General features: G+C 50.4%; 24 protein-coding genes. 17 read left to right on the plus strand and 7 right to left on the minus strand.

Features of this window, described 5'->3' with window-relative positions:
* Positions 1–2: 2 nt before the first annotated feature.
* The 5 genes from JRC49_15760 to ugpC all read left to right on the plus strand — a co-directional run bounded on the left by JRC49_15760 (position 3) and on the right by ugpC (position 3,814).
* On the plus strand, positions 3–821 hold the full coding sequence (locus JRC49_15760) for a hypothetical protein (GenBank protein QTE71208.1): 819 nt from the start codon (positions 3–5) through the stop codon (positions 819–821).
* A gap of 21 nt (positions 822–842) precedes the next feature.
* Entirely contained in the window at positions 843–1,397 is a 555-nt protein-coding gene (rsmD, locus tag JRC49_15765; GenBank protein ID QTE71209.1) for a 16S rRNA (guanine(966)-N(2))-methyltransferase RsmD, read from the plus strand.
* Positions 1,398–1,400: 3 nt separating this feature from the next.
* Entirely contained in the window at positions 1,401–1,889 is a 489-nt protein-coding gene (gene coaD, locus JRC49_15770; GenBank protein QTE71210.1) for a pantetheine-phosphate adenylyltransferase, read from the plus strand.
* 32 nt (positions 1,890–1,921) lie between these two features.
* Entirely contained in the window at positions 1,922–2,557 is a 636-nt protein-coding gene (locus tag JRC49_15775) for a hypothetical protein (protein ID QTE71211.1), read from the plus strand.
* Between the two features lie 135 nt (positions 2,558–2,692).
* Positions 2,693–3,814, plus strand: coding sequence for a sn-glycerol-3-phosphate ABC transporter ATP-binding protein UgpC (ugpC, locus tag JRC49_15780; GenBank protein QTE71212.1), 1,122 nt, complete (start codon positions 2,693–2,695; stop codon positions 3,812–3,814).
* A gap of 51 nt (positions 3,815–3,865) precedes the next feature.
* On the opposite strand, the gene JRC49_15785 is transcribed toward ugpC, so the two are convergent.
* Entirely contained in the window at positions 3,866–4,561 is a 696-nt protein-coding gene (locus JRC49_15785; protein QTE71213.1) for a hypothetical protein, read from the minus strand.
* Positions 4,562–4,706: 145 nt separating this feature from the next.
* On the opposite strand from JRC49_15785, the gene JRC49_15790 reads away from it, so the two are divergent.
* The 4 genes from JRC49_15790 to JRC49_15805 all read left to right on the plus strand — a co-directional run bounded on the left by JRC49_15790 (position 4,707) and on the right by JRC49_15805 (position 8,937).
* Entirely contained in the window at positions 4,707–5,660 is a 954-nt protein-coding gene (locus JRC49_15790) for a helix-turn-helix domain-containing protein (protein ID QTE71214.1), read from the plus strand.
* Between the two features lie 36 nt (positions 5,661–5,696).
* Positions 5,697–6,974: a S41 family peptidase gene (locus tag JRC49_15795; protein QTE71215.1), complete on the plus strand. Its 1,278-nt coding sequence runs from the start codon at positions 5,697–5,699 to the stop codon at positions 6,972–6,974.
* A gap of 82 nt (positions 6,975–7,056) precedes the next feature.
* Positions 7,057–7,869 carry a hypothetical protein gene (locus tag JRC49_15800; GenBank protein QTE71216.1) on the plus strand — a complete coding sequence of 271 codons (813 nt, stop codon included), beginning with the start codon at positions 7,057–7,059 and terminating at the stop codon, positions 7,867–7,869.
* Between the two features lie 21 nt (positions 7,870–7,890).
* Entirely contained in the window at positions 7,891–8,937 is a 1,047-nt protein-coding gene (locus tag JRC49_15805; protein ID QTE71217.1) for an SPFH domain-containing protein, read from the plus strand.
* A 56-nt stretch (positions 8,938–8,993) separates the two neighbouring features.
* On the opposite strand, the gene JRC49_15810 is transcribed toward JRC49_15805, so the two are convergent.
* The 4 genes from JRC49_15810 to JRC49_15825 all read right to left on the minus strand — a co-directional run bounded on the left by JRC49_15810 (position 8,994) and on the right by JRC49_15825 (position 14,094).
* Positions 8,994–10,433: a leucine-rich repeat domain-containing protein gene (locus tag JRC49_15810; protein QTE71218.1), complete on the minus strand. Its 1,440-nt coding sequence runs from the start codon at positions 10,431–10,433 to the stop codon at positions 8,994–8,996.
* 39 nt (positions 10,434–10,472) lie between these two features.
* Positions 10,473–11,414, minus strand: coding sequence for an ROK family glucokinase (locus JRC49_15815; protein QTE71219.1), 942 nt, complete (start codon positions 11,412–11,414; stop codon positions 10,473–10,475).
* A 19-nt stretch (positions 11,415–11,433) separates the two neighbouring features.
* Complete coding sequence (hprK, locus tag JRC49_15820) at positions 11,434–12,345, minus strand: HPr(Ser) kinase/phosphatase (GenBank protein QTE71220.1); 912 nt, start codon at positions 12,343–12,345, stop codon at positions 11,434–11,436.
* A gap of 159 nt (positions 12,346–12,504) precedes the next feature.
* Complete coding sequence (locus tag JRC49_15825) at positions 12,505–14,094, minus strand: FGGY-family carbohydrate kinase (protein ID QTE71221.1); 1,590 nt, start codon at positions 14,092–14,094, stop codon at positions 12,505–12,507.
* Positions 14,095–14,320: 226 nt separating this feature from the next.
* Here JRC49_15825 and JRC49_15830 point away from each other — a divergent pair, with 226 nt between their 5' ends.
* The 3 genes from JRC49_15830 (at position 14,321) to JRC49_15840 (ending at position 17,363) form a co-directional block, all read left to right on the plus strand.
* Positions 14,321–15,136 carry a DUF4342 domain-containing protein gene (locus tag JRC49_15830; GenBank protein ID QTE71222.1) on the plus strand — a complete coding sequence of 272 codons (816 nt, stop codon included), beginning with the start codon at positions 14,321–14,323 and terminating at the stop codon, positions 15,134–15,136.
* Between the two features lie 78 nt (positions 15,137–15,214).
* Positions 15,215–15,919: a response regulator transcription factor gene (locus tag JRC49_15835; GenBank protein ID QTE71223.1), complete on the plus strand. Its 705-nt coding sequence runs from the start codon at positions 15,215–15,217 to the stop codon at positions 15,917–15,919.
* Positions 15,900–17,363: a HAMP domain-containing histidine kinase gene (locus JRC49_15840; GenBank protein QTE71224.1), complete on the plus strand. Its 1,464-nt coding sequence runs from the start codon at positions 15,900–15,902 to the stop codon at positions 17,361–17,363. The genes JRC49_15835 and JRC49_15840 overlap by 20 nt, the downstream gene beginning before the upstream one ends.
* 5 nt (positions 17,364–17,368) lie before the next feature.
* Here the strand turns inward: JRC49_15840 and JRC49_15845 are convergent, their stop codons facing one another.
* Positions 17,369–18,808: a D-alanyl-D-alanine carboxypeptidase gene (locus JRC49_15845; protein ID QTE71225.1), complete on the minus strand. Its 1,440-nt coding sequence runs from the start codon at positions 18,806–18,808 to the stop codon at positions 17,369–17,371.
* A 76-nt stretch (positions 18,809–18,884) separates the two neighbouring features.
* Complete coding sequence (locus JRC49_15850; protein QTE71226.1) at positions 18,885–19,739, minus strand: undecaprenyl-diphosphate phosphatase; 855 nt, start codon at positions 19,737–19,739, stop codon at positions 18,885–18,887.
* Positions 19,740–19,903: 164 nt separating this feature from the next.
* Between JRC49_15850 and ychF the strand changes: the two genes are divergently transcribed.
* From ychF to JRC49_15875, 5 genes are all read left to right on the plus strand, one after another.
* Entirely contained in the window at positions 19,904–21,001 is a 1,098-nt protein-coding gene (ychF, locus tag JRC49_15855) for a redox-regulated ATPase YchF (protein QTE71227.1), read from the plus strand.
* Between the two features lie 21 nt (positions 21,002–21,022).
* Positions 21,023–22,033 carry a hypothetical protein gene (locus tag JRC49_15860; GenBank protein QTE71228.1) on the plus strand — a complete coding sequence of 337 codons (1,011 nt, stop codon included), beginning with the start codon at positions 21,023–21,025 and terminating at the stop codon, positions 22,031–22,033.
* Positions 22,034–22,177: 144 nt separating this feature from the next.
* Positions 22,178–22,528 (plus strand): 50S ribosomal protein L19, encoded by a 351-nt coding sequence (gene rplS / locus JRC49_15865; protein QTE71229.1) that lies wholly within the window; start codon positions 22,178–22,180, stop codon positions 22,526–22,528.
* A 132-nt stretch (positions 22,529–22,660) separates the two neighbouring features.
* The gene (locus tag JRC49_15870; protein ID QTE71230.1) at positions 22,661–24,730 is read left to right on the plus strand and encodes a glycoside hydrolase family 3 C-terminal domain-containing protein; all 2,070 of its coding nucleotides are present in this window, start codon (positions 22,661–22,663) and stop codon (positions 24,728–24,730) included.
* 58 nt (positions 24,731–24,788) lie between these two features.
* Positions 24,789–25,478: a DUF2461 domain-containing protein gene (locus JRC49_15875; protein QTE71231.1), complete on the plus strand. Its 690-nt coding sequence runs from the start codon at positions 24,789–24,791 to the stop codon at positions 25,476–25,478.
* Positions 25,479–25,622: the final 144 nt, after the last annotated feature.

Consider the following 25,622-nt stretch of genomic DNA (forward strand, 5'->3'; position numbering starts at 1 on the left):
TCATGGACATCAAAAAACAGGCGGCTCAAAAAAAGATCACGGAAGTCAAAAAGCCCTTCCTGACAGGCAGCATCACAGATGAAAACACATTCAAAAGCAGTGTGAAATTCCTGGGACTGCTGATCATGATAATTTTTGTCGCTTTTATCGCCTGTTCCTCTGCCGCATTTGGAAGCGATATCCTCCGCATCGGACTGAACAGTGCCGTTATTATCGTCATCCTGATGCTGATGTATAATTTCGGCTCAAATCACGGCGCTGAAGCAGTATCCCACGGCGAAATCCTGTGGCAGCGAAAAGAAAAGGGACGTCCTTTCAGTGAAAGTGAAAAGAAGCTGTGTTTCCATCCGGCAAAGGGATATGTAATCGGGCTGATCGGATCGCTGCTGATCCTGATTCCCGCAGTGATTCTGGCCTTCAAAGCCCAGATACAGACCACAGATTCCGGCACACTCCCCGGATGGATGAATGCTTATATGCGCAGAGGGGATATCAGCAGCGCGCTGATGAACTACAGCAATCCTGAAGGGATGGGCTTTGTTGATTATATCCGCGCGTTCGTCCGGATCTGCATTATTCCTTACGTGAATCTTATCGGACACAGCAATAATGCCGCCATGCTGACGCTGGAGAGGATCAGCCCGCTGATCCTGCTTCTTCCCGCAGCAGCGTACGGTACCGGATATATTTCCGGCAAATCAGTGCGGACCAGGATCCACACCACCATCTCCGAAAATGAGAAAAAGCGCATCCGCCGGGACAACAAACGTAGTAAGCAGAACCGTACCGTGCGCAGACGCGAGCCGGAACAGCTGAATTAACCAGCAGGAGACAACATATTTATGAGAATCATAGCCGGTGAAGCACGGGGAAGAAGAATAGAAGCGCCGGCAGGGAGGAATACAAGGCCCACCCTTGACCGGATCCGTGAAAACATGTTTAATATCCTGCAGGCGGATATTCCGGAAAGCCGTATACTTGACCTGTTCGCCGGAAGCGGCGCACTGAGCCTGGAAGCCATCAGCCGGGGCGCCGCCTCAGCAGTGCTGGTGGATTCCGACCGGAAGGCCAGCATGATCCAGAAACAGAATGCCGAATCCCTCCGCTTTGATAACCGGACCCGGATGTATTGCTGTGACTGGACCAGGGCGGTTCGTTCACTGCAGGAGGCAGGGCAGAAATTTGACATCATTTTTCTGGATCCACCCTATGCCATGACCGATTTACGAACTGTTTTCACTGCCCTGATTCCGCTGATGGAAAAAGAATCCATGATTGTGCTGGAGCATGAGGCGGGGAAGAGCGTTTCTGTTCCATCTGAGTTTGAGATTATCAAAGACCGTTCCTGGGGATTTTGCGCGGTAACTGTTTACAGGCTGAATGCGGAAGGAGAATGACAGATGGTTTCCTGTGTTTTTCCCGGTTCGTTTGATCCTGTGACAAAAGGGCACCTGGATCTGATCACAAGAGCTGCATCCCTTTTTGACCGGGTTACCGTTACAGTGATGATAAACATCAGCAAAAAGGGAAGTATCCCTCCGGATCAAAGAGTTTCCATGCTGAAGAAAGTCTGCGAACCGTATCCCAATGTATGTGTGGACAGATGGGAAGGCCTACTGGCCGATTATATGGAGCAGAAAGGCGAGAAGATTATTATCCGCGGGTTACGCAGCAGTGCCGAATTTGACCATGAGTTTGTGTCATTTTCAGCCAATAAGCTGCTGAATAAACAGGCAGAAACCATCTTCCTGCCGTGCGATCCCGCACTGAACGGGATTTCATCTTCCGCAGTGCGGGAGATTGCCGCATTCGGAGGGGATATCCGTTCCTTTGTTCCCAACGTTGTTGCGGAGGAAATCCGGTCCTGCCTGTCGAAAAACAATCATTAATGGAGACTTATTGAAAAGGAGACTCGTTTTTTATGGCTGACATTAAAAGTTCCGGGGAGTGCCTGAAGGCAGTCGGCATACTGCTTGACGAACTGAAAAACGCAAAAAGAAGCCTGATCAGCAGTGAAGGCTGCATTGTAAACCGCAACCTGATGCAGGCTCAGCTGGAATACCTGCAGGAAAACCTTCCTGATACGGTCAAGAAAGCCGCTACCATTGTCGAAAAAGAAGAAGCGATCCGAACCGAAACAGAGCAGAAAAAGCATGAAATCCTCGACAATGCCACACAGCAGGCCCAGAACATGGTGAATGAAGCCACGCAGAACGCGCAGCAGATGATGGAACAGGCCAACAGGGAAGCCAACGCGCTGATGGACCGGGCCGCGAAGGAAGCAACTGCCAGAATGGAAGCTGCTTCCAATGAGGCAAAACGGATGCTTGAAGACGCTGAAAACAAGGCAAGACAGCTGGTTGAAGAAGAAAATATCGTCAGACGTGCCAGGGTTGAATGCGACGAACTCCGGGAAAGCGCCCGCCAGGAAGCTTCCGAGCTGCATAAAAACACACTGGATTATATCGATTCCCTGCTTGCGGAAACAGACCGGAAGCTCAGCGAGCTGATCAACAATATCCGGCTCGAGCGGAATGAAATCCGCAATCACCGGTAAACCTTTCCCTTTTGTCATAATTGCACAAAACAAAAAGGAATTCTTGTGAAAACAGGCAATTCCTTTTTTGATGATTCTTTTTTATAATACAGACAACACAGGGAAGTGTTCCCATAATTTAAGGAGGATAATGTAATGGCAAGTGTATCCCTTCAGCACATCTACAAGGTTTATACCGGCAACGTCACCGCTGTCAGCGATTTCTGCCTGGACATCGAAGACAAAGAGTTCATCGTTCTGGTCGGACCTTCCGGCTGCGGTAAATCCACCACCCTGCGTATGGTCGCCGGTCTTGAGGAAATTTCCGACGGCGAACTGTATATCGGAGATAAACTGGTAAACGACGTCGCCCCCAAGGATCGCGACATCGCCATGGTTTTCCAGAACTACGCTCTGTATCCCCATATGACCGTGTTTGACAACATGGCTTTCGGTCTGAAGCTGCGCAAGACCCCGAAAGATGAGATTAAGCGCCGCGTTGAAGAAGCTGCCAAGATCCTGGACATCGCCCACCTGCTTACCCGTAAGCCCAAGGCTCTGTCCGGCGGCCAGCGCCAGCGTGTTGCTCTGGGACGTGCTATCGTTCGTGAACCCAAGGTCTTCCTGTTCGACGAACCGCTGTCCAACCTGGACGCGAAACTGCGCGTTGCCATGCGTACCGAAATCACCAAGCTGCATCAGAGACTGCAGACAACCTTCATCTACGTTACCCATGACCAGACCGAAGCTATGACCATGGCCAGCCGTATCGTTGTTATGAAGGACGGCGTCATCCAGCAGGTAGATACCCCCCAGAACCTGTACGACTATCCGGCCAACGAGTTCGTCGCCGGCTTCATCGGCAGCCCCCAGATGAACTTCTTCAACGTGAAACTGGATCGTGAAGGACAGGATGTTGTTGCCACCTTCGGCGATAACAAGATCGTTGTTCCCGAGAAGAAAGTGTCCAAGTTCATCGATGAAAGCTACATCGGCAAGGAAGTTATCATGGGCATCCGTCCTGAAAACATCCATGACGACGAAGCCAAGCTCGCTGAGTATGCCAGCGCCACCATCGACGTTGACGTTGAAGTGACAGAACTGATGGGTTCTGAAACCTATCTGTACCTGAGCACTACCGGTAAGGAAGGCAACATCATCGCCCGCGTTGATCCCCGCACTTCCAGCAAGGCCGGCCAGAAGATCAAGATCGCTCTGGACACCAACCATCTGCACTTCTTCGACAAGGAAACCGAAAAGACCATCCTGAACAAATAATTTCGTTTCCTGAAAACAGCACCCCGGATCATCATGATCCGGGGTGTTTTATTATTCTTTTTCTTCAGATGGTAAATATCTAGATATCTTGATCCCCGGTATACCGGACAGCTCTTCCAGGCTCCTTGCGTTAAAAACATTTCCGTCAGAAAATCCATATCCTACATATATTTTGTTATAGGAAGAACCGGAAACCTGCAGGAAAAGTATTTCATCGCCGTAAATGGCGTACACTACCGCGCTGTGATGATATTCATGCTTGTTTTTCGTATATCCTACACTGACAATATCGCCGACGCGCAGGCCCTCTGACGCCTCAAAATTGTAATAGAAATCCCAATGGTGCTGCGGGTTGATATCCCCGGAGAGCAGATAGCCTATAAACTGAGCAAAGGCAAAACACTCGGCATAACCGCCGTACTGGGGCGCGGCGCTGCGAACATGATCAATAGGCCAGCGGCAGCCGTACCAACCCTTCCGGTAAGCCGTGAGCTGAATATCCTCCACAGCGGTTGTCCAGCCCGGGCACTCCGGATGACCGTGAAAAGTCTGAGGAATATCAGCCTCCGTGGTCCAGTACCAGCCATCGTATAATTCATATTCCTCAATAATACGATCCAGATTCGCGGTAGAAAAATCATCCCTGAAACGATCGTCTGAAAACTCAAAGTCAGCAAGGCCGGATGCGGCAGGCAGAAAAACGATAAAGATGACAAGAGCAAAGACCGTTTTCAGGTTTCTTTTCATGAAAACATCCATCCTTTCCGTCATCTTTCATGATGAATATTATATCGACAAGTTTTCCATGTTTCAAGCTGGCATAAACCCTGAAGCGATTTGCTTACCGCAATGATTGTGATATAATAAAATAATGTGAAGGAGGTGATCCGGGATGAATCAAAAACAGTTGACAGCCGAAATCATTCCCGCTGAAAAACTGCCCGGTGATCTTCGGTATGAATTATCCCTTTCACCCGATCACATTGTGAGGCTGGATGGTTACACCTATCTGTCCATGGGAGAGAAAACCGCCGTGTTTCCGGACAATCCGGATACTGACGCGCTGCTGTCTTCCCTGATCAACGGCAGTAAGGTACTGGACAGACCTGCCAGCGCTTCCGGATTGTTTCAAAGAATGCTGACGGACGCGCAATTTACGCCTGATGCTGAGCTGTACAAGGCATGCCGGGTGAAAGACAAACAAAAGAGAAGCGTTGTTGTTTTCCGTGGATCCGGCACTTCTGGCAAGGACCTGTATACGCTGCTTTCCCAGATCGCGCCGGTGGAAAAGAATGATATTGTTTTCCCGATGGATTATCAGTCCGTGGTTCTGATCAGGGAAACCGACCGTAAGGATGCAGAAGAACTGACCGAGTTTACCGATGCTGTGATCGGCACAATGGAAAGTGAAGGCATCACCGGAATCAAAGCCGGAATCGGACGGGAGGCAGACAATGCGGAAGCCCTGCGGGACAGCTATCATGACGCAGTAAACGCTCTGTACATCGGCTCCGTTTATCACCGGCAGGATTCTGTGTATCTATATACGAAACAAGCGCTGGAAAGAATCGTAGACAGCCTTCCGGAAGCATCGAAAGAAGAAATCCGTAAAGAATACTGCCAGCTGAAAACATCTGATTTACTCAGCGATGAAATGCTTGAAACCGTGAGGGTGTTTTTCAGAAATGACCTGAATCTGACCGCCGCATCCAAACAGCTGTTCATCCACAGGAACACACTGAATTACCGGCTGGATAAGATCCGTAAACTATCCGGACTGGATCTGCGGTGTTTCCATGACGCCGTCGTCTTTTCCGTTATTATGCTTATTCCGCAGGGATCGTAACCGCTTTTCCTGCATCATCTGAAAGGGGATCTGCCCATGCGTAAAAAAATGCTTAAAATCATCTGCGTTATGGCAATGCTGCTGGTACTTTCTTCCTGCTCGCTGATTCCGATATCCAGCCTGGAAAGTATGTTCAATGAAACGGGTAATTCCTCCATTACCAGCGGATACTCCACGGGCAGCGCCGCCAAAGATTCAAACGTCGTGATCATCAGCAAGGACGAATACGAGAAATACCAGAAATTCTCTGAAATGTTCACGATTTATGATACCGCAAAAGATTACTTCTACCAGGAACCCGATACAGACCTGATGGTTGAGTATGCCATCAGGGGTATGATGGCCGGCCTGGATGATCCGTATTCCTTCTATTACAATCCCAAGGAATACAAGGAAATGATGGAAGATGACGAGGGCAAATACGTCGGAATCGGCGTCATGATCCAGGCCAATATGGAAAAACAGATCTGCACAATCACCCGCGTGTTCCAGGGCGGCCCCGCCGAAGAAGCAGGCGTACAGCGTGGAGATATCCTGTACAGGGTGGGCGAGGATCTTTATGTGAATCCCACCAATCTGCAGGAAGCAGTTGATATCATGCGCGGCATCCCCGGCACAGACGTGGACGTCACCTTCCTGAGGAACGGGGAGGAAATTACTTATACCATCACCCGACGTGAAGTCAACGTTAACCAGGTTGACAGCAAAATGCTGGATGACAAGATCGGCTATATCGCGATGTATGAGTTTGCCGGTCACAGTGAACTGGAATTTGAACAAGCTCTCCAGAAACTGCTTGCACAGAAAGCCCAGGGGATCATTATTGACCTGAGAGACAATCAGGGCGGCTGGGTGGAACAGGCGCGTTATATTGCCGATCTTTTTATGGATGAAGGCGAGCTCTGCTACCTGAAATACCGTGACGGAGAAGAGCATGCCGATGAATACAGGACGAAAAACGGGAAAGCAGACGTTAAGCTGGTTATCCTCATCAACGAAAACAGCGCCAGTTCTTCAGAAATCCTGACGGGAGCCCTGCGTGACTGTGCAGGCGCCGTTACCGTAGGCGTTAAAAGCTTCGGAAAGGGCATCATCCAGATGGTGTCCGAAGTCGGCGTAAACGGCGCAGGCTTCCAGATGACCATCGCCGAATACCTCACGCCTTCCGGAACTCCTGTTCACAAAATCGGTATTACACCGGATTATGAGGTACCGCTGCCAGAAGGGGATAATGGAATGTATGATTTCGCGGATACCGTTCATGATATTCAGTTAGCCAAAGCCGTGGAAGTCATGAAGGAACAGTTACACTAAACAGGTTTTCATTTGCATATTAAGCCCGATTGTACTATAATTACAAAGTGACATAGTCCCAAAACGCCTTGGAGGTTGTTGGATGTACAAGCTTTTGCTCGTGTCTGATCAGGAGGAAGTTCTGAACGCATTCGCCAGTATCAGTAACTGGGAACTGCTTGGGTTTAAGCCCCCTCACATACGTCATGACTTTGAAGGAACAAAAGACAGCCTCGCAAAGCATCATGCAGACGGCATCAGCCTGGCCGTAAGTCCTGAACAGGAGGAACTGATTCTTGCATACCTGCAGGAAAACTTTCCGAACGTTTCCATTTTCCAGGCCGGCCGTAACGAAGAAGAAGTCCGCAAGTATCTCAGCGAACTCAAAGTTCTGCTGAACCGGATTCATGCTGATTTCTATAATGAACGTTCCAATACCCGGGACGTTCTGCAGATGTGCAGGCATGAGTTCTTCAAGAAAGTCATCAACGGACAGGTTAAAAACAGCGATGACCTTCACCGGAATATGCGCCTGCTCCGCAGCCGAATGGACGCGGACCGTCCCTGTCTGCTGATTGAGATTGACCAGTCAGCTCCTTTCGACAAGCTGGAGGGAAGATGGCATTACGGCAAGGAACGGCTTGAGGTTGCACTGCGCACCTCTTTTGCCGGAGACAAGAACGGCATTCATATTCTTCCGACCATCCATTCTGACGGAAGAATCCTGGTGCTGGCCTGCCCGCTGCACGGCGTGGACACCGATATGACAGTGGATACAATGACAGCGATGCTCGCAACCTACACCGCTGACAGCATTTCCCATATGAAAGAATATTTCGGTCTTGATCTTCATATTACAGGAATTCGCGTATTTCCGGCGCTTACAGCGCTCTGCGGAGATACGGATAAAGTTTAATAAAATCAAGGAGGAATAAGGATGGGTATTCTGAATGCAATCAAGGGACAGCTGATCGACGTTATTGAATGGTCAGACAATTCCAGCAAAACCATGGTGCACAAATATGACATGAACGGCAAGGAAATCATGATGGGTGCACAGCTGACCGTTCGTGAAAGCCAGGTCGCCATTTTCGTGAACGAAGGCGAGCTTGCGGACGTATTTGAGCCCGGCCGGTATGAACTGCAGACCAGCAATATGCCGATCCTGACAGCTCTGAAGAGCTGGAAATACGGCTTCAACAGCCCCTTCAAATCTGACGTTTATTTTGTAAATACCAAACAGTTCCTCGATATGAAATGGGGAACAAGCAACCCCGTGATGATGCGTGATGCTGAATTCGGCATGATCCGGGTACGTGCTTTCGGTATCTACAGCTTCCGTGTTTCCGATGCCGCCAAATTCCTGAAGGAAGTGTTCGGCACCGCCGCCCTCTTCACTGTGGAAGGTGTTGAAGGCCAGATCAAACGGACGCTGGTCAGCGGCCTGAGCGACGCCATCGCAGAAAGCAAGATCCCTGCGCTGGATCTGGCTGCAAATTATGAAGAGCTTTCCGCATACGCCATGCAGGCAATCAACCCGAAACTTGCCGAACTGGGACTGACCCTGTGCAGCTTTGTGATTGAAAACATTTCCCTGCCTGAAGAAGTTGAAAAGAGCATTGATAAGCGGACTTCCATGGGTGTGCTTGGCAATATGGACCAGTATGCGAAATACCAGGCTGCTGAAGCCATCAGGGATGCCGCCAACAACCAGAACGGCATGGCCGGTATGGGTGTCGGCATGGGCGCCGGTGCTGCGATGGGCCAGATGTTCACGCAGAGCATGAATCCTTCCGCCGCTCCCGCTCCCGCTGCCACTGCCGCGACTGTGACCTGCTCCGCCTGCGGTGCAGCCATTCCTGCAGGATCCAAGTTCTGTCCTGAATGCGGTGCCAAACAGGCTGCCGGCAGCTTCTGCGGAAACTGCGGCACTGCTGTCCCCGCCGGAACCAAATTCTGCCCCGAATGCGGCACAAAACTGTAATTCAAATACAAACCAAAAGGACTGCAGATGAATCTGCAGTCCCTTTTTTATATAATTCAGACCGTTGTATAGGCGATACCTTCCTCCCGGGCGTATTCCATGGCCGAGGATCCGGAATGGACGAAAAGCCTGACGCGGCGGCAGTCGCTGAAGGCATCCGGCTCAATGGAAATTACGGTTTCCGGAATGGTAACGGATACCAGGTTTTCGCATCCGTCAAAGGATTCGTTTTTGATCTCCTCAATCCCCGCCGGAAGCTGTATCCGGTTGAGGTTTTCACAACGTGCAAAAGCCCGGAAGGGAATACTCCTGATACCGGAAGGCAAATCCACAGACTGCAGACTGGCACAGGAACCGAAAATATGGGAACCAATGGTTTCCACAGAATCAGGAATCCTTATTTCCTCAAGGGAACGGCATCCTTCAAAAGCTGAATCACCGATATAAATCAACCCATCAGGAAGATTGACCGTCTGAAGTGAACCGCAGCCGCTGAAAGCGCATGCGGAAATCATACGGAGGGAATCAGGCATCTCAACGGATTTCAGGGAATTACAGGCATAGAAAACCGAATAATCAATGAGTGTAAGTCCACGGGGCAGTTTTATACCTGTCATTGCGGAACAACTGTGGAAAGCACCGCTGTCTATCCGCACAATGCTGTCCGGCAATTCAATGTTTTTCAGTCCGCGGCATCCATAGAAAGCTTTGGACTCAATGATCTTTACACTGTCCGGAAGAATAATTTTCTCCGGACGAGAATGTCCGGCGAACGCTTCTTCGGCGATGATTTCGATGCCATCCGGAATACGAATTTCCTTATCCGCTTTACCGGAAGCAAAATAGAGCAGCTTGTTTTCCTTTGTATTGATCAGGAAATATCCGTTCATCCGGAATACAGGATGATGATCCGAAATATCAAACGCGGAAAGGGAAGAGCAGCCGGAAAAGGCGTGATTGCTTAATTCTGTCAGCTGATCGGGCAGGTTGATGCCGGTCAGTGATTCACAGCCGGCAAACGCGTTGTCCTCGATGACGGTAAGCTGATCCGGAAGCTTTATATGCTGGAGACTCCGGCATTCTGAAAAGGCTTCCGCACCGATCTGTCGCACAGACTGAGGAAGGTCCACAGAGACCAGTGCCGTACAGGACTGAAAGCAGCAGGATCCGATTTTTCGGATTCCATCCGGCAGACGGATGCTGCGCAGAGACTGGCAGCCGGTAAAAGCCCAGTCCTCTATAGTGCGGACAGAATCCGGAATGACAATCTCTTCAAGAGATTCACACCATGAAAAAGCACCTTCCCCGATGGAAGTTACAGAGTCAGGAATGACAGCACGCCTGATCTGATAGCACCAGGAAAACGCGTTTTCCGCAATGGAAGTAACCGGCCTTCCTTCGTACTCGGCCGGGATAAACAGATTTGCGTCAGGAGAATCACAGCTTTCCAGCTGGAAAGTACCATCCCGTTTTCTGCTGAAGACATAATCCGGCATTCACAGAACCTCTCATCACAAAATTATAAAAATCCCAGATCAGGAAAGCATGGAAGCACCGATCATACCGGCCTCAGAGCCAAGAACGGCAAGCCGGACAACGGGAAGGGGCTGATCATTGAACAGAACATACTGCGGGAATTCACGGACCAATGGATCCAGGAGATCCTTTCCGGCCTTGCTGACACCGCCGCCAAGGACAACGACTTCAGGATCCAGCAGATTAATAACGCTGGCTACAGCCTGGGCCAGGAAGCTGATATAACGCTGATAGACGGCAATGGCCGTTTCATCCTTTTCTTTTGAAGCATCGAAAACGGTTTTTGCTTCGATTTTGGAAGGATCTCCGCCTGCAATCGAAAGAATTTTTGATTCCGGATGTTCTGCCACAGCTTCACGCGCCATTCTGATCAGCGCAGTGGCGGAACAATAACGCTCAAGGCAGCCATGATTGCCGCAGGTGCAGGGAACACCGTCCAGATCAAGAATGACATGGCCCAGTTCACCGCCGATACCGTGGGCGCCCTTCCAGATCTGTCCGTTGATGATAATCCCGCTGCCGATGCCGGTACCGATGGTAATGAATACACTGGAAGAAGTACCGGCGCTGACACCGGCAACGCTCTCCGCCAGCGCGGCCACATTGGCATCATTGTCAATGAAAACAGGTTTATCCAGATAGCGCTGGAAAACTTCACGGAAAGGAACATGATTCCATCCCATATTGGTACATTTGATGATTTCGCCGGTTACAGAAGAAGCAATGCCGGGAATCCCGACACCGACAGATTCAATATCATCGGGGGAAAGCCCTGCTTTTTCAACCGTGGAAAGGACACAGTCCACAATCCTTTTCACCTGATCCTCAAACGGTATATCCGTCACCGTAGGGATGGAGCCTTCCTGGATAATCTGTATTTTTTCATCAACAATACCAATTTTGATTCCTGTGCCGCCGACATCAATACCAACCCTGATCATTTTGTTTTCCTGCCTCCTGTTAATCGTTTGTATCGTCCTGTAAAACGGAAAGAAGCTCCCGGGCCGCATTATAGCCTGTTCTCTTCAGGCTGAGGTTCCTTGCGGCCACCTCAACAATAATCGCAAGATTACGACCCGGTTTGATCGGCATCAGCTGGTGGGGAACGCGTACCCCCATGATCTCGATCTCATCATCCTGAAGCCCGATCCGGTCATAAGCCTTGTTTTCGTCCCAGGTTTCCAGCTCAATAATCAGATCAATGGACTTGCTGATCGCAACCGCACCGATGCCGTACATCGCCTTGATATCGATGACGCCGATACCCCTGATTTCCATCAGATGACGTATTTTTTCCGGACAGGTGCCGATGAGCCTGTCATCAGCAATCCTGCAGATATCCACCACGTCGTCCGCTACCAGCTGATGGCCGCGCTTGATCAGTTCAAGCGCCGCCTCACTTTTACCGACACCGCTTTTCCCGGAGAGGAATACGCCGACGCCGTATACGTCCACGAGGACTCCGTGACGCGTGATATGGGGCGCGAGACGCCGGTTGAGATAGTTAATGGCCATGGCCGTAAATTTACTGGTGACCATGGGACTTGAATAAACAGGTACGTCGTGCGCCCTGGCCGCGGCAATGAACTCCGAAGGGGGAGTCAGGCTCCGGCAGATAATAATGCAGGGAACCGGATAACTGAAGTATTTTTCCAGGATTTCCTTCCTGGCTTCCGAAGACTGTTTTTCCAGGTAAGCCATTTCCACCTTACCGATGAGCTGCGGGCGCTCAAAGGCGAAAAACTCATAAAATCCGCAGAATTGCATGCCGGGCCTGTTCAGATCGGGCGTACGGATATCCCATTCCGTCCTGGTAGACGGACTCAGGCATTCCAGGTGCAGGGCAGTTTCAAAATCCCTGGCAGAAATCATGAAAGCACCTCCGTGAGGATCTGTCACAATGAAAATCCAAACACACTGTCTGTTAATGACTTTCACAGACTATCATATCACAAAAACAGGACAGAATGTATATTTTTCAAAGAATTGTATCGTTATAAATAAACAAAATGAAATTATGTCAGAAGTCGATCAGCCGCGGAAATGCTCTGCCGCTTCCTTCTGGGCGGGAATGCAACTGACAAAGCGGTCCATGTACCGGTTAAAGCCTTCTTCATCGGCGGGATCGGGCGCAACGGTCATCTGCTTCATGCCGGCGAAGACACGATTCTGGAGATAATCTTCCAATGTTTCATCTGCATTCTTATAAACTAGGTAATCAGCGAGCAGCGCAATACCCCAGGCGCCGCCTTCACCGGCAGTCTCCATCACGGTAACCGGGGCATGAATAGCGGCGGCAAGATAGTTCTGGCCGACGCCCTCTGTTTTAAAGAGGCCGCCGTGACCATACACACAGTCAATGGCCACTTTCTCACGATTCATGATTTCCATACCGTATTTCAGCGTTTCCATGCTGGCATAAATCTGAGCGCGCATAAAATTGGCCAGATTCATGGAGGCATCCGGAAGCCTGAGGAACATGGGACGGCCTTCCGTGAGCCCTGTCACAGGTTCACCGGCAAGATAATTGAAGTTGACAAGGCCGCCGCAGTCGCGATCTGCCTCCAGGGATTTTTTGAAAAGTTTTGTAAAGGTTTCACCGGCATCTGTTTTGAGTCCCATCAGGTCTGCGAATTCCCGGAAGAGGGAAACCCAGGCGTTGATATCGCTGGTGCAGCTGTTGCAATGAACCATGCCCACCTGTTTACCGGCCGGAGTGGTAACAATATCGATTTCCGGGTACACTTTGCTCATCGGTTTTTCAAGAACGATCATGCTGAAGATGGAAGTACCGGCGCTGACATTGCCTGTTCTGGCCCGGACACTGTTTGTAGCGGCCATGCCGGTACCGGCATCACCCTCCGGAGGGCAGAGCGGACAGCCGGGTTCCAGATCTCCTTCAGGATCCAGAAGCGCAGCGCCCTTTTCAGTCAGATAACCGGCATTTTCGCCCGCGACAAGCACACGGGGAAGAATATCCGCCAGTTTCCAGGGGAACTTTTTATCGGCAATCAGCTTATCAAAAGCGCTGACCATGGACGCGTCATAGGTGCATGTATCGGAATCAATAGGCATCATACCGCTGGCATCGCCGACACCGAGCACTTTCTCGCCGGTGAGCAGATAATGAATCCAGCCGGCCAGCGTGGTCAGGAAGGTGATATCCTTCACATGGGATTCATCATTCAGGATCGCCTGGTAAAGATGGCTCAGGCTCCAGCGCTGCGGCATATTGAAAGAGAACAGATTTGTCAGTTCCTCCGCCGCCTGACCGGTAATGGTATTACGCCAGGTACGGAAAGGAACAAGCAGATTCATCCCGCTGTCAAAAGGAAGATATCCATGCATCATCGCGCTGATGCCCAGGCCGGCGATCTTCGTGAGTTTTATCTGATAACGGGTGAAAACGTCCTTTTTCAGATCAGCGTAGCTGGACTGCAGGCCGGAAAGGATCGCTTCCTCACTGTAAGTCCAGATTCCGTCCACATAACCGTTTTCCCACTCGTGGCTGCCGCTGGCAATCACCTCATGGTTACTGTTGATCAGAACGCTTTTGATGCGGGTGGAACCGAATTCGATACCCAGAATCGCTTTGCCGTTTTGAATCTGTTCAATACTCATTGTACATGCTCCTTTTGAATATATTCATATCCCATTTGACTGAATCGTATCACATTGATTTTACCCTGTAAAGGTGAAGATTATTGCGTTCCGGTTCATTCTTACATGACAGTATGAATCTTTTAATCTGATTTTCATATTCTTTTTGCCTGGTTTTCAGAACAGCTGATTAAATATGTGATATTATACCATTGCCGAAAGGAACGGCAGGAAAGGAGAGCATCAGATGGAAACTTACACCATCGAGGACATCGAACTGCTCAGGAAAAAAAGCGGTCTGAGTTATCAGGAAGCCGTCGCTCTGCTTGATTATCACAACGGAAATCTCGCAAGGGCTCTGATCGATCTTGAAAAAAGCGGCAGACTGAAAGAAGATAACACTGAGAAAGAAGGAACACGTACCATGAGCGAAACCGGAAAGAAGAATGACACCAAAGACAAGGCGCTGGGCTTCCTGCAGAAGCTGTACCGCAGCCGGGTCAAAATCCGCAAGGGCGATACCAGCATTGTGAACGTATCCGTTCTGTTTGCAGGACTGTGCCTGCTGCTTGCGCCGCATATGACCATCGCCGGCGTGATTGTATCAATGATCCTGGGCTATCAGTTTTCCTTTACGGGTATGGATCCCGAATTCTCCACAGACAGCCTGGAGAAAATGGTGAAAAACGCTGCCCAGAACGCAAAAACCTCCGTATCCAGCGTCGTTCACACCATCACAGAAGAGTCCAAGGGACATGCAGCCAAGACTTCCGCGGCTTCCCATCTCTTCAAGGAAGAGAAAACGCAGCCTGAAAAGAAGGAAGAAATCAAAATGGACGTTGATAAAGCTTCCGAAAGCTTAAAGCAGCAGGCCAAGGAAATTGAAGAAACCATGGATTCGTTCTTCAACAGCAATCCTGCCGCAGTGAACGCCCACAGCGCATACTCCGCAGCCACCTCCAGCGTACCGACGATCCAGGTTCCGGTTCAGACAGAAACCCGGGACGGCAACGTTGAAACAAACGATGATGAAGACGGATATTCTTCCGTTACCATCGGCTGATGATAAAGAGCAGAAACGGTAATCTGACAGGTTACCGTTTCTGATGCTATTCCGGAGCAGGGAAAGGACAGGATTCAGATGTCGAAGATACTCATTGTGGAAGATGAAAAGAAAATAGCCCGGTTTCTGGAGCTGGAGCTGAAACATGAAGGATATGACGTTATCACAGCGTTTGACGGCAGAAGCGGGCTTGATACCGCACTGGAGGAAAATCCCGATCTCCTGATCCTTGATCTTATGCTGCCGGAACTCAGCGGCATCGAAGTCTGCAGACGGCTGCGTCACACAAGCGACGTGCCGATCATCATGCTGACAGCCAAGGATGACGTATCCGACAAGGTGATGGGGCTGGATATGGGAGCGGACGACTATGTGACAAAACCCTTCGCCATTGAGGAACTACTGGCAAGAATCCGTGTCGCGCTGAAGAAAAATCGTATGCGGAATACGCCGGCAGTACCGGAAGATGACCACATCCTGAAAGCAGGCTGCATCAGCATCGATACAGCCTCCTGGCAGGTGAAAGTTAAGGGAGAGCAGGTATCGCTGACCAAAAAGGAATTCGACACCCTGAAATACCTGATGGAACACAAGGGAACAGCCGTTACCCGGGATAAACTGATGAACGAAGTATGGGGATACGACTACTTCGGAGACTCCAATATTGTCGACGTTTACATCCGTTACCTCCGGCACAAGATCGATGATCAGTTCAACATCAAGACCATCCATACCATTCGTTCCGTAGGATATTTATTCGATTATGAAGAAGAACAAGAATAAGAATAAAATCAAAAACAAAAAGACGAAACAGAAGGACGTCACGGAACGCGAACTTGTGCTGGCAAACAAGGTGAGCGGAAGCCTGCACGGCGGCGTCAGCCGGATCAGGCTGTCGTTGGCCTTCAGGATAGCCCTGCATTACTGTTTCCAGCTGTTCCGCAGTTTTATCCCTGTTGCGATCATTCTGTCCATTGTTTTCTGTTTCTGCATCGCCATTCCGGTTTCCCAGGAACTGAAGGAGCTGATTCCCGTTCGGGTCATTGAAGCGGAAAGGACTGAAACAGAGCAGGCGATAGAAGAACCTGCAGGGGAAGCCGAACCACAGACAGTAAGCAGGGGATACCTGACAGCGCAGATGACCGGGGAGCTTCCGGAAGAAGACTTCTTCCAGCGGCTTTCCCGTAATATGTCCCTCATGTTCGGCAGGATGTTCAGCCAGCAGCAGTTCCGTTTCTTTTATACGGAAAACAGCCGGAACTGGATAGTGACCCTGAATATCCATTACCTGTGGATCACCTGGATGCTCCTGATGGGCGGACTGCTGCTGTGCGACCTGTTCCGTATCATCTATTTCTTCCGGCACGACCAGAGACTGAACAAACGGGTGCTGGCCCCGATCCGCGATATTACTTCCATGGCGGAAACCCTGTCCGAAAGCAACCTTTCCAACCGCATCAATATTGCGGGAACCAAAAATGAACTGAAAGACCTGGCAACGGTCATCAACAGGATGCTGGACCGGATTGAACGCAGCTATAACAGCCAGAAACAATTCGTTTCCGACGCCAGCCATGAGCTGAGAACGCCCATCTCGGTTATCCGTGGATATACGGACATGCTGAAACGCTGGGGCAAGGACGATCCGGAAATCCTGGATGAAGGGATAACCGCCATCTCCCAGGAAACAGAAAGCATGAAGGATCTGGTGGAAAGCCTCCTGTTCCTGGCACGGCATGACAAGAAAACTCTGATGATGGAAATGTCTTCCTTTGACCCGACAGAACTGATCCGGGAAATTCAAAAGGAAGAAACCATGGTTCATACCGGATATCATTTTGATACAACGCGGATGGATCCCCTTACAATCACCGCGGACAGAAATATGATGAAACAAGTGCTGCGGATCCTTTGCGACAACGCGGTCAAGTATTCCGCGCCAGGTTCAACGGTAACGCTGTCCTGTACGAACGAGCAGGGCGGTAACTGCTGCCTGTCGGTGAAGGACGAAGGGCAAGGTATTTCACAGGAAGAGCTGCCGAAGATCTTTGAACGTTTCTACAGGAGTGATAAGGCAAGGCAGTCGGAAACCGGCGGACACGGCCTGGGGCTGAGCATTGCGAGAATCATTGTAGTCGCACATAAAGGAAAGCTCCGGGTTCGTTCAAAACCCGGATGCGGTTCCATCTTTTCCATTATACTTCCGAAGGGCACAGACAAGGAATAAACTGGTTATTTTACATATCTGTTCACAGGCTTGGGAGCGCGCATTTTATGCCCGCTCCTTTTTTTCCTGGAAATAACCAGGAACGCAATGATGCCAATCAGCACCAGCGGCGGTCCGAACAGAATGAGCACGAACTCGAAATTGAAAGGCGGAAAGGGATTGGGATCAGCATAGGTTTCCGCAATGATTTCATCGATTGTTTTGGGGGCGTTGTCCCGCTTTTCAACGGAACGGGAAGACGTCAGCGAATAGACAAAAGGTTCTCCCTTATCATTGTACCAGGTCATGGTGCCGATTTCTTCACCGGCCTGGATAGGCGCCTGGAGATCACCCCTGAAATCAAAAGCCACGTAATCCCGCAGATTGTCCGCCATGCGATTGACGTCGGACTGCGTTGTAACGATCTGGGCATTTTCCCCGACAGGGGAACAGACCAGTGTGATCTCTCCGTTATCCGGATCAGACGTGGAGTAATTGGAGGTCGGCAGTTTAATAGGTCTCATGTTGTAAAGATCCACCGGAGTAACGCTTACATACTGGCTGAAACCGTAATTCATGAGCTTGATGGTATCTGCCCAGCGTGCTTTTCTGCCGGTAAACATAACGACCGAAATCAGATCCACCCCGTCCTTGGAAGCGGCACCCGCAAAACAGTATCCGGAATGTGAATGGGAACCGGTTTTGATACCGGTTGCATATTCATAATAATACTGATTCGGGTTTTCCTCACTGCCCGTGAGCATGTATTCCGTTTTTGTGGTAATGGTACGGGCACGCTGTTTGTTGGTGCGGGGAAGCTGATAGGAAGTGGTGCCGACGATCTCACGGAAGGTTTCGTTTTTCATGGCTTCCCGTGCAATCACAGCCATATCCCGGGCGGTTGAATAATGATTGTCATCATGATAACCGTGGGGATTGACAAAGTGTGTGCTGATGCAGCCCAGGGTCTCGGCTGTCCTGTTCATCAGATCCACAAAGCGGGGAATATCTCCGGATACAGCCTCAGCAATCACATTGGCTCCGTCATTGGCTGAAAGCAGCATAGTGCCGTAAATGACGTCAATCAGTCGAATTTCCTCATCCACTTTCAGATACATGGTGGAGGAATCCGGAGGCACATTGACTGCCGTTTGGGAAACGGTGACAGTCTCATTCAGATCATCCACAAACATCAGTGCTATCAGAACTGTAAGGATTTTGGTCATGGAGGCGGGATAGCGCCGCTCATCGGCATCCTTCTCAAAAATGACCTCTCCCTTATCCTGTGTCATCAGGACAGCAGAAAGGGCATAAAGCTGATCAGGGGACAGGTTTTCAGGATGTTCCTTATCATATTCGGGGGCATCAGGGGAAAGGGTCGGCTGAGGAATCGGCTCTGCCGTGGGCGTCGGATCCTTGCTTTTGGCCGCAAAGGAAACGGAGACAGAGGTAAAAAGCATAATCATAACCAGCAAAAATGCTGTTACTCTTTTCAAATGCTCCACCTCACTTCAATCAAAACATTCACAGAATCAGAACCTGTTACGCGGCGGGAACCGCAGCCGGTACAGCAAAAGCCGGCACAATGGAATTACCGCTCAGCTGCAGGAAAAGGAAGACTATACCGATAATCGCAAGATACAGCGCAAACCAGGAAAGCGGTATTTTCGTAATAACCTTCAGCATAAAACGGATAGCGGCATATCCCACAATGGCAGCCACCAGAATACCGACCAGTGCGGGCACCAGTGAAATCTCGCTGAGATAGCCTTCCTCAAGCGCGTCTTTTCCTTCCATCAGAAGGGATCCGACAATCGCGGGAGCGCTCATCATAAAAGAGAACCTGGCACCCGTATTCTTGTCCAGGCCGGTTGATACGCCGCCAAGGATCGTAGAACCGCTCCGGGAAATACCGGGCGTCATGCCGATTCCCTGGAACAAACCCATGACAACAGCCTGCAGAATGCCGACTTTTCCGCTGCCATTCTTCTGGCGGACGGCAATCCGGTCACAGATAATCAGGAAAAGGGCAGTGATCAGGAAAGACGTGCCGAGGAACCAGCCGCTGTCAAAAACAGCAAAACCGTTAACGGCGGGGAAGGCTTTTTTAGCGGCAAAATATACGCCAAGCGTCGGCAGGGAAGCAATCACAAGAAGCAGAAGCGTTTTGTTGCGTACAGGATGGAGGATCATATCCAGCCATTCTTTCCTGAAAACAATCAGCACAGGCACCAGCGTACCGACATGGAGCAGAATGTCGAGCATCTTCATCGCGGGAGTATCCGTCTGGATACCGAAGAAAATACGGGCAAGCAGCAAATGCCCGCTGGAAGAGATGGGCAGGAATTCTCCAAGTCCCTGTATTAATCCAAGAAGAGCACTGTGCAGAACAGACATCAGGACATACCTCCAACATGATGATTTATGTATTTTATCATATCCGATCCGGTTTGGAAAGATTGACCGGTCTTCCGTCTCTTGACTGTTTATCCTACAACGGATATAATTTTTTGCCGGAAAGTTCATAAATATACCTATTTATAAGGAGAGTAGCCAAATATATGAAACTCGGAGTTGTCGGTCTTCCGAACGTCGGAAAAAGCACGCTGTTCAATGCGATCACAAACGCTGGAGCACAGGCTGAAAACTATCCTTTCTGCACCATCGAACCCAACACTGGTGTGGTGCTTGTGCCTGATCACCGGCTGAATGTGCTCGCCGATATGTATCATCCGAAGAAGGTTACTCCCACCACAATTGAATTTGTGGATATCGCCGGTTTGGTGAAAGGCGCCAGCCGCGGCGAAGGGCTGGGAAACAAATTCCTTTCACACATCCGGGAAGTGGACGCAATCGTCCATGTTGTCCGCTGCTTTGATGATGACAACATCATCCATGTAGACGGTTCCGTCGATCCTGTAAGGGATATTGAAACCATTAACCTTGAACTGATTTTTGCCGATATGGAAACCGTCCAGAAGCGTAAGGACAAGGCCGAAAAAAGTTTCCGCGGCGGGGATAAAAAAGCCGGAGCAGAAGCGGAACTGGCTGACCGTCTCTATGCTCATCTGGAATCCGGAAAACCGGCTCGTACGCTTGAATGCACAGATGATGAGAAAGCGATTCTCCAGAGCTGGTTCCTGCTGACCACAAAGCCGGTGATTTACGCAGCGAATATTTCAGAGGACGATCTCGGAAAAGACGATTCAGAAATCGATTATGTGAACCAGGTGCGGAAGACCGCGGCGGCCGAAAATGCCGAGGTCATCGTGATTTCCGCTGCCATTGAGCAGGATATCGCCTCCATGAATCCGGAAGAAAAAAGCGAATTCCTGAGCGAGCTCGGCATCGGCCAGAGCGGCCTGGACCGGCTGATTACGGCCAGCTACCGCCTGCTGGGTCTGATTTCCTTCCTGACAGCAGGAGAAGATGAATGCAGGGCATGGACCATTGTGAACGGAACGAAGGCACCCCAGGCCGCAGGTAAAATCCATACCGATTTCGAAAAGGGTTTCATCCGCGCAGAAATCGTTCCCTTCGATACGCTGGCAGAGCTCGGCAGTATGGCCGCCTGCAAGGAAAAAGGCCTTGTTCGCAGTGAAGGCAAGGATTACGTCATGAAGGACGGGGATATCACCCTGTTCCGCTTTAATGTCTGACAGAGAGGAAATGAATTCGCCATGTCCCGAGTACAGTATTTCTTTAACCGCCTGAAAAAGATGGACTGGAAAGCCATGTGGAAAACCACCGGACTGCTGAAAAAGCGCAGCGGAAAGGGAAGGCTCTGGCTTCTGACCGATATGCTGCGCTGCGGCATCAAATACAACGCAGGCTACATTGACTACAAAATCGCCCAGATGTACAAGCTGAACGACGAGCAGCGCAAAACCGTCATTACACGCGGTATCTCCAACAATATCGTCCGGAGGATGAATCCGAAAGAATACTGGCATACTTTTGACGATAAAACTGAATTCAATACTTTCTTTAAAGAATGGATCCCCCGGAAATGGATCCGCATTGACGACAATACCTCCACAGAGGAGCTGTACGCGCTCTGCCGTAATTTTGACGCGCTGATCGGCAAACCGCTGGAAGGATCCAGCGGCGTCGGAATCCAGAAATACACGTCCGAAGACTGGAAGGACGGCCCGGAAGCCTTCCTTGCGCGGCTGAAAAAGGACGGAATCGGTATCCTGGAAGAAATCGTCAGGCAGCATCCGAAGATGGCGGCCCTTTGCCCCACATCCGTCAATACCTGCCGGATCGCTACGCTGCTTGGTGATAAACAGCAGGGCATTGTATATGCATTCCTGCGCATCGGCAACGGAAAAGTGATGGATAATGTTGACTGCGGCGGCATGGCCTCCAGGATTAATATTGATACCGGCAGGCTGAGTACCGTAGGCGCGGATAAGCAGGGCAATACGTTCATCAAACATCCCATGACTGATACCAGCATAATTGGATTTCAGATTCCCTACTGGGAAGAAGCGAAGAAAATGTGCATGGATGCAGCGCAGAAAATACCCCAGATGCGTTTTATTGCCTGGGATGTGGCCATTACGGAGAACGGGCCCACTTTTATCGAAGGAAACAGTTTCCCGTCTCACGCGATTCCGCAGTTTGCAGCCCATTATCCTGACGGAATCGGCATCCTGCCCGAATTCGAAAAATTCATTGATCTGTAAGGAAAAATATCTCTTGCAAGATCTTTACATTTATGTTATTATATTTGTCGTTATGCGGACGGTCCTCTGTCCGGAAACATATGATTCATCCGTTCGGATGAACCGCCGGGTCATGAACGTCTATGAGGGAAGGAGGCACAAACCATGAACGAAATTATCCGCTCCATCGAAGCAAAACAGATCCGCAGCGATCTGCCCCAGATCAACGTCGGTGATACCGTACGCGTATGGGTGAAGGTTGTTGAAGGCAACCGTGAACGTCTGCAGGCTTTCGAAGGCACTGTTATCGCCAAGCGCAATGGCGGCATCCGTGAAACATTTACGGTTCGCCGTGTGTCCTATGGCATTGGTGTTGAACGTACTTTCCCGATCAATTCTCCCCGTGTGGACCATGTTGAAATGATCCGTCACGGTAAGGTTCGCCGCGCCAAGCTGTACTATCTGCGCGATCGTCAGGGCAAGGCAGCCAAGATTAAGGAAGTCAAACGCGTCTGATTTGTGCGAAAAAACTGCTGCATGATGCAGCAGTTTTTTTATATCCTGATATATTGAGATAGCCGGAAGGAATCATACTGTATATTGTGGAATATATATAAATTGGATATTTATGAATCGGAGGATCATAGAATGAGGGACAGAACGGAAGCAGCGGCGAAAGCGAAGGAGCTTGTCAGCCGTATGACACTGGAGGAGAAAGCTTCTCAGCTGAAATATGACGCGCCTTCCATCGACAGGCTCGGTATTCCTGCATACAACTGGTGGAATGAAGTGCTGCACGGTGTGGCACGGGCAGGTACTGCCACCGTATTCCCTCAGGCGATCGGCCTGGCCGCCATGTTTGACGAAGATATGCAGGAGAAAATTGCCGGTATTATCTCTGATGAAGCACGTGCCAAATTCAACGGACAAAGCCGTCACGGTGACAGGGATATTTACAAGGGCCTGACTGTCTGGAGCCCGAACATCAATATTTTCCGTGACCCGCGCTGGGGCAGGGGCCATGAAACATACGGAGAAGACCCGTATCTCACCAGCCGTCTGGGTATCCGTTTTATCCGGGGACTTCAGGGAAAAGGAAAATACCTGAAAACCGCCGCCTGCAGCAAACACTTCGCCGTTCATTCCGGTCCGGAAGCCCTGCGGCATCAGTTTGACGCCCGCGTCAATCCCAAGGACCTGAATGAAACCTACCTGCCCGCCTTTAAAGCTACCGTTCAGGAAGGCGAGGTTGAGTCTGTCATGGGCGCCTATAACCGGGTGAACGGGGAACCGGCCTGCGGCAGTGAAACCCTGCTGAAAAAGACCCTGCGTGAAAAATGGGGTTTTAAAGGCCATGTTGTCAGCGACTGCTGGGCAATCAGGGATTTTCATGTCAATCACAAAGTAACGGCTACAGCACCGGAAAGCGCCGCGCTGGCGCTGAAAAACGGCTGTGACCTGAACTGCGGCAATACCTATCTGCATATCCTGGAAGCGCTGCAGGAAGGACTGATCACCGAAGAAGAAATCACGACCGCCTGTGAGCGGCTGTTTACGACCCGGTTTATGCTCGGCCTGTTTGCAGATGACTGTGAATACGATAACATTCCCGTTACAGACAACGATACTGACGAACATGCCGCCCTGGCCCTGGAAGCTGCCGAGAAGAGCATGGTATTGCTTGAAAACGACGGCATCCTGCCGCTGGATCCCGACAGAATCAGGACCATCGCAGTGATCGGCCCCAATGCGGACAGCATTCCCGCACTGGAAGGCAATTACAACGGAACCAGCAGCCGGTATGTAACTTTCCTTGAAGGCCTCCGCCGGTATGCTGAAAAGCATGGCATCCGCGTGCTGTACAGCCTGGGCTGCCACCTGTTCAAAGACCGCACCTCCGGCCTGGCACAGGCTGATGACCGGCTTGCTGAAGCTGCCATGTACGCGGAAGCGGCAGATGTGACAATTGCCTGCGTCGGACTGGACGCCGGCCTGGAAGGCGAAGAGGGCGATACAGGTAACGAGTATTTCAGCGGAGACAAAAAGGACCTGCTGATTCCCGAATCCCAGCGTCGTCTTCTGGATGTGCTCGAAAAAAGCGCGAAAAAACTGGTTACCGTCGTGACTGCAGGTTCCAGCCTGAATGTTCCGGGCGGCAACGCGAAAGTGTTTACCTGGTATCCCGGGCAGGCCGGCGGTACTGCGCTGGCAGAGCTCCTTTTCGGCGAAAAGAACTTCAGCGGACACCTGCCCCTGACATTCTACAGGGATATCAGCGATCTGCCTGATTTTGAAGACTACAGCATGGATAACCGGACTTACCGGTATTTCACCGGAAAGGCGCTCTATCCCTTCGGTTACGGCCTGAGCTATACCTCCTATCAGGTTCTCAGCGCCTCCATAACCGGCAATGAAGTGACAGCAGAGATTACCAACAACGGGAAGATGGACGGCGACGCACTCGTTCAGATTTATGTGGAGTGTGACAGTCCCTTTGCGCCTGTCCATCCCCGGTTGTGCGGTTTCCGCCGCATCAGCCTGAAAGCAGGGGAAACCGGCACGGTCAGCGTTCCGCTCGACCCGCTCACATACACTGTGATTGATTCCGAAGGGGAGCGGATTCCCGTTGAACACTGTGCCCTGTACGTCGGCGTCTGCCAGCCGGATGAGCAGAGCATTGAAATGACCGGTTCCAAACCTGTAGTGATCAGAAAATAAACCGGAGTCTGTTTCCTGTTCTTCAGGATTCAAAAGATCTAAATGCAGGAGAGTGCTCATGTTTACAGGCTTTACCGATGAAACTGTTCAGTTTTTTCTGGATCTTAAGTTTCATAACAACACCCCATACTTTCATGAAAACCATGACCGGTATGTGGAGACCGTCCAGACGCCGTTTTATGAAATGATTACGGATCTGGGCGACGAGATGCGGAAAATAGATCCGCTGATGGAGATCCGGCCTTACAAGTGCCTGTCGCGCATCCACCGCGATACGCGTTTTTCCAGAGATAAAAGCCCTTACAGGGATCATCTCTGGTTTCTGTTCAGAAGAGCAGGAGAGCCAAGGGATAAGAGCCTGTTTTACTACTTTGAATTCGGTCCGGACAGACTGAGCTGGGGAATGGGTATATGGGGTGAAAACCGTGAACTGATGGATCTGTTCCGGAAGCGCATGAGAGCCAATCCTGACGGAATCCTGGCATTGCTTGATGACCTTGATCTTCCAGGACACAAACTGATCCTGAACGGTTCGTTTTTCAAGAGAATGGATATTCCGGATGAGATCCCGCAGCGGCTGAAACCATGGTATACCGGCAGAGAAATATATGTCGGCAGATACAGTCCGGTCTGGCAGTGGGCGTTTTCCGACCGGATCCTGAAGGAAGTCCGAAAGGATTTCCGTACTCTCGCACCGCTTTACCGGCTGTTAAGAGGTTATCTGGATGACCTTTCCCAGTCCGAGTAAAACAGCAAACGACCAGAAAGTGTGAGTAAGATGAGACCATTTTTTAAACGGCGTCCGCCTCACGAGCCACCGGAAAGAGAAAGAAGGCATCGTATGTCCTTTATCAGCTTGTTTTTTATGCTGATAGGCATTCTTACTGTCCTC

The sequence above is a fragment of the Clostridiales bacterium FE2011 genome (assembly GCA_017569305.1).
GTDB lineage: Bacteria > Bacillota > Clostridia > Christensenellales > Aristaeellaceae > Aristaeella.